The sequence below is a fragment of the Desulfolutivibrio sp. genome (assembly GCF_036584575.1).
GTDB lineage: Bacteria > Desulfobacterota > Desulfovibrionia > Desulfovibrionales > Desulfovibrionaceae > Desulfolutivibrio.
Genome location: NZ_JAZHDB010000172.1, coordinates 1 through 2,819 on the forward strand (window position 1 = coordinate 1; position 2,819 = coordinate 2,819).

The 2,819-nt window shown below is 67.2% G+C and carries 3 protein-coding genes; 1 reads left to right on the top strand and 2 read right to left on the bottom strand.

The genetic code is table 11. The features are described 5' to 3' along the window. Together dnaX and V3572_RS12605 are read right to left on the bottom strand one after the other, a co-directional pair. Positions 1–717, bottom strand: a 717-nt coding sequence (gene dnaX, locus V3572_RS12600) for a DNA polymerase III subunit gamma/tau (RefSeq protein ID WP_332111360.1), incomplete at its 3' end; no start/stop codon positions are given. Between the two features lie 57 nt (positions 718–774). Then, on the bottom strand, positions 775–1,701 hold the full coding sequence (locus V3572_RS12605; RefSeq protein WP_332111361.1) for a branched-chain amino acid transaminase: 927 nt from the start codon (positions 1,699–1,701) through the stop codon (positions 775–777). 205 nt (positions 1,702–1,906) lie between these two features. Here V3572_RS12605 and V3572_RS12610 point away from each other — a divergent pair. Next, a partial coding sequence (locus V3572_RS12610) for a tRNA dihydrouridine synthase (protein ID WP_332111362.1) occupies positions 1,907–2,819 on the top strand: 913 nt, incomplete at its 3' end.

Here is a 2,819-nt window from a genome sequence, read left to right on the forward strand (position 1 = left end):
TCCCCGGGCGTCGGCCTCGGTCAGGCCCTCGCCGCCCAGGGCCAGAACCTGGCCCAGAAGCGACATGCTGTCGCGCACGCTGCCCGCCCCGCGCCGGGCGATGAGCGCCACGGCCGAGGGTTCGAAGGCAAGGCCCTCACGTTCCAGGATGCCCCGCAGATGGGCGTCCAGTTCGGCCTGGGTCATGCGCTTGAACAGGTAGTGCTGGCAGCGGCTGACGATGGTGGCCGGAAATTTGTGGGGCTCGGTGGTGGCCAGAATAAACGTCACCCGTCCCGGCGGCTCTTCCAGGGTTTTGAGCAGGGCGTTGAAGGCCGCCTTGGAGAGCATGTGGGCTTCGTCGATGATGAACACCTTGTAGCGGCTTTGCAGCGGCGAATAGCCCACGTCCTCCTTGAGGCGTCTGGCCTCGTCCACCCCGCCGTGGGTGGCGGCGTCGATCTCCACCACGTCCGGGGAGATGCCCGCCGTGATCTGCCGACATTGCAGGCATTCGTTGCATGGTTCGGCGGCCGGGCCCCGTTCGCAGTTGAGCGCCTTGGCGAACACCCGGGCCAGGGTGGTCTTGCCCACCCCGCGCGTGCCGCTGAAAAGATACGCGGGCGCAACGCGGTCCTCGGCGGCGGCCCGGGACAGGATGCGCTTCACCGCCTCCTGGCCCGCGACCTCGCCGAAGCGCTGCGGACGGTATTTGGTGGTCAGACTCGTGGTGGACATGCCGCTCCGTACGGGGAAAAAAGGAGTGGGGCGCGCCCCACTCCTTCCAAAGTGATCCTACAGGCTGTAGCCATCGAGCCAGGCGGCGTATTTGGGGTTCTCGCCCTTGACGACCTTGAAAAACTCGGTCTGAAGCTTCTTGGTCACCGGCCCGGCCTTGCCCGCACCGATGACCCGGCGATCCAACTCGCGGATGGGGGTGATCTCGGCGGCGGTGCCGGAGAAAAAGGCCTCGTCGCTGACATAGACCTCGTCGCGGGTGAAAAGCTGCTCCACCACCTCATACCCCAGATCCCGGGCCACGGCGATCAGGCTGTCCCGGGTGATCCCGGCCAGGATGGAGGTCAGGGGCGGGGTCTTGATGATCCCTTTTTTGACGATGAACACGTTCTCCCCGGAACCCTCGGAAACAAATCCCGTGGGGTCGAGCAGAAGGGCCTCGTCGTAGCCGTCGGCGATGGCCTCGGTCTTGGCCAGGACGGAATTGACGTAGTTTCCGCAGGCCTTGGCCTTGGTCATCATGACGTTGACATGGTGGCGGGTGTAGCTTGAGGTACAGATGCGGATGCCCTTCTCCAGGGCCTCCGCGCCAAGATACGCGCCCCAGGGCCACACGGCGATGGCCACCTGGATGGGATTTTTCCCCGGGTGTACGCCCATGGCCTGGCCCGTGCCGATGAACGCCAGGGGCCGGATGTAGCCTTCGGCCAGCTTGTTGGCCTTTAAGGTGTCCAGGATGGCCGTGACGATCTCGTCCTGGGAATACGGAATGGACATGCCCACGATCTTGGCCGAGCCGAAGAGGCGGTCCACATGCTCCTTGAGGCGGAACACCGCCGAGCCGCCGTTTACGGTCTTATAGGCCCGGATGCCCTCGAACACGCCCACGCCGTAGTGCAGGGTGTGCGTCATGACATGGACCTGGGCCTCGTTCCACGGAACCAGTTTGCCGTCAAACCAGATCAAATCCGTCTGAATCCCCATCTCCCACCTCGTTTTTCCTGCCGTGCCCCGGGCTGGGGCCAGACTCCGGGAATCGGAGCCATCCTGCGGCGCAGGGTAAGAGTGGGAGGCTAAAAAAATCCCCCTTGCAGGTCAAGCAAACCCTGTTTATGGGAAAAACTTCCCATTGACCGCCCTCCCCTTTTCCGGGGCGCACCACACCGCAAAGGACAGACACAGCCCACGCATGGACACGCCCTCCCCCGCCCCGCCCTTCTCTCCGAAAACGCCCTGGCTGGCGCCCATGGCCGGATTCAGCGACCTGGCCTTCCGCATGCTGTGCCGGGAAAACGGCTGCGCCGCCGCCGTGACCGAGATGATAAGCGCCAAGGGACTTTTTTTCGGCTCCCCGGGCACGGCCCGGCTCTTGGACACCTGTCCCGGGGACGCCCCCCTGGTGGCCCAGATATTTGGGGCCGAGCCGGACTATGCGGCCCGGGCCGTGGCCTGGCTGGCCGGGCGGGGTTTCCGCCATTTCGACCTAAACGCCGGGTGTCCGGTTCCCAAGGTGGCCAAGTCCGGGGCCGGGGCGGCGCTTTTGGGCGATCCGGACCTGCTCGTGGCCGTGGCCCGGGCCATGGTCAAGGCCGCCCGCGAGGCCCTGCCCGGGGACAATCCCCTGGTCGGGGTGAAACTGCGCCTGGGGGTCGCCCCGCCGCGCCAGGTCTGCCTGGACGTGGGGCGACGGCTGGCCGGGGCCGGGGTCTCCTGGCTGACCCTGCATCCCCGCTTCGCCTCCCAGGGCTATGCCGGCCGTTCGGAGTGGTCGGCCATCGCCGCCCTGGCCTCGGCCGTCCCCATCCCGGTCATGGCCAGCGGCGACCTGTGGACCGCCGAAGACGGCGCGGCCTGCCTGAAGCAAACCGGGGCGGCCGGGGTCATGTTCGCCCGGGGGGCCCTGGCCGATCCGACCATTTTCGCCCGCCTGCGCAGCCTTTTGGACGGCCGTCCCCTGCCCCCGCCGACCGGCCCGGACATGGCCGCCCTGATCCGCAGGCATGCCGCCCTGGTCCGGGCCATGGCCCCCTCGGCCCGGGGCCTGCTCAAGATGCGCACGGCCGTTCCCCGCTACCTCAAGGGGCTGGCCGGATCACGCGCCT

What these genes read in the sequence shown, in the direction of transcription:
- V3572_RS12605 (WP_332111361.1), bottom strand. Translation starts at nt 1,701, where the DNA reads ATGGGGATTCAGACGGATTTGATCTGGTTTGACGGCAAACTGGTTCCG.